Here is a 1,996-nt window from a genome sequence, read left to right as displayed (position 1 = left end):
CGTCGAGCAGCCGCGCGACGCGGTCGCGGGGCAGCAGCTTGCCGCGCGACACATGGCGTTCGCGCGAGGCGGCGGGACCTCCGAGCGCCACCTCGGCCAGCCGCTGCCGCAACCGGTCGGCGAGCGCACCCTGCGCGTCGCGGGTGCGCTCGAACGCCTCGTCGTGCACTGCGGTCGTCGTGAGCCCGCTCATCTTCGCTCCCCGCGCATCGTCGTCGACGTCACGATCGGATCACGCCCGTTGTCTCGGCGGGATCGGATTGGTTAGTGTTCACTAACTGAACCTTAGGTTAGCGAGCCTTAACTCAAATGACAAGCGGAGAACTGAGATGACGAGCGGTGTGACCGACCGCGACCGGGCCAAGGCCGACCGACATGCCGCCATCCTCCACGAGGCCGCCGCGCTGTTCGCCGAGCGCGGCTTCAGCGGTGTGAGCCTGGAAGACATCGGCGGCGCCGTCGGCGTCAGCGGCCCCGCGCTGTATCGCCATTTCGCGAACAAGCAGGCGCTCCTCGGAGCGATCCTCGTCGAGGTGAGCGAGCGGCTGCTGTCGGGCGGCCGCGCCGTCGTCGCCGAGCGCAGCGACCCCGCCGGCCGACTCGACGCGCTCATCGCGTTCCACGTGGAGTTCGCACTTCGCGACGCCGACGTCATCCGCGTCCAGGACCGGGACCTCGCGAGCCTGAGCGACGACGACCGCCACACGGTCCGCCGGCTGCAGCGGGAGTACGTCGAGGTGTGGATCGGCATCCTCTCGGCCGTCCACCGCGGCCGCGACGAGGACGACCTCCGCGTGCGCGCGCATGCCTGCTTCGGGCTCATCAACTCCACGCCCCACACCGTGCGCGCACTGCGCGCACACGCGGCCGAGCGCGACGTGCGGGGCATCCTGCAGACGATGGCCCGCGCCGCGCTCACCGCCTGAGGTCGTGCGGCCTCCGGCGCGCCTCCGCCGGACGCCGGACACCGGATGGCGGAGCGCAGTGGATGCCGCGGCGCAACCCGCAGTCGCCGGCCGCAGCATTCACCCGCCCTCCCCGGCTCACCGCAGCAGCATGGCCCTCCCGGGCTCGCGCAGCACGTCGGCGACTTCCACCATGAACCGCGATCCCTGCTCGCCGTCCACGAGACGATGGTCGAACGACAGGGCGAGCGTCATGACGTCCCGCAGCGCGATCTCACCGCGCTGCTCCCACGGCTGGCGCCGCACGGCGCCGAGCGCGAGGATGCCGGCCTCGCCCGGGTTGATGATCGGCGTTCCGGCATCGACGCCGAATACGCCCACATTCGTGATCGAGAACGTGCCGCCCATCATGTCGGTCGGCGCGGTCTTGCCCGCGCGCGCGGTCTCGGCCAGTGAGCGGATGGCATCGGCGAGCTCGACGAGGGTCAGGTCCTGCGCATCGCGGATGTTGGGAACGACGAGTCCGCGCCCCGTCGCCGCGGCGATGCCGAGGTTCACGTAGTGGTGCTCGACGATCTCTCCCGCCCGCTCGTCCCACCGGGAGTTGAGCTCCGGGTGACGACCGAGCGCCAGGCATACCGCCTTCGCCGCGACGGCGAGGATGCCGATTCGGTGCTCGGCGAGTGCGCGATCCGCCCTGAGCGAGGCGAGGAGCGCCATCGACTCGGTGACGTCGACTGTGAGGAACGTCGTGACGTGCGGCGCCGTGAAGGCGCTGCGCACCATCGCCTCGGCGGTGTGCTTGCGCACGCCGCGGATCGGCGTGCGGGTCGTCCGCTCCTGTGGCGCGGGCGCGCCGAGCGGCTCGGGCCGCTCCTCCCGCGTCGCTGCAGGTGCCGCCGTCACCGTCTTGCCCACGCGTTCGGCGTACGCCTCGACGTCGGCCCGCGTGATGATGTCCGAGGCGCCCGCGGCCTCGACGAGGGCGAGATCGATGCCGAGCTGCTTCGCGAACCGACGCACCGGCGGCGTCGAGCGGGCCCGCTCGACCGGCCGTTCGGTGTCGCCGAGCTGGATCGCATCGTGCGGCG

At 71.9% G+C, this 1,996-nt stretch carries 2 protein-coding genes and 1 pseudogene; 1 reads left to right on the top strand and 2 read right to left on the bottom strand.

Annotated features, from left to right (window positions below; translation table 11 throughout):
- Window positions 1-193 (bottom strand): annotated as a pseudogene (locus EIO58_RS16970) (methylcrotonoyl-CoA carboxylase); the annotation flags it as partial.
- Between the two features lie 136 nt (window positions 194-329).
- On the opposite strand from EIO58_RS16970, the gene EIO58_RS16965 reads away from it, so the two are divergent.
- Entirely contained in the window at window positions 330-926 is a 597-nt protein-coding gene (locus tag EIO58_RS16965) for an SACE_7040 family transcriptional regulator (protein WP_127820452.1), read from the top strand.
- Between the two features lie 117 nt (window positions 927-1,043).
- Here the strand turns inward: EIO58_RS16965 and EIO58_RS16960 are convergent.
- Window positions 1,044-1,996 (bottom strand): dihydrolipoamide acetyltransferase family protein (locus EIO58_RS16960; RefSeq protein ID WP_164861825.1); only part of this gene is annotated, 953 nt, incomplete at its 5' end.

The organism is Microbacterium sp. CPCC 204701 (genome assembly GCF_004010105.1).
Lineage (GTDB): Bacteria > Actinomycetota > Actinomycetes > Actinomycetales > Microbacteriaceae > Microbacterium.
Note: the sequence above shows the minus strand (reverse complement) of the source record. Positions and strands in the feature narration are given on the sequence as shown.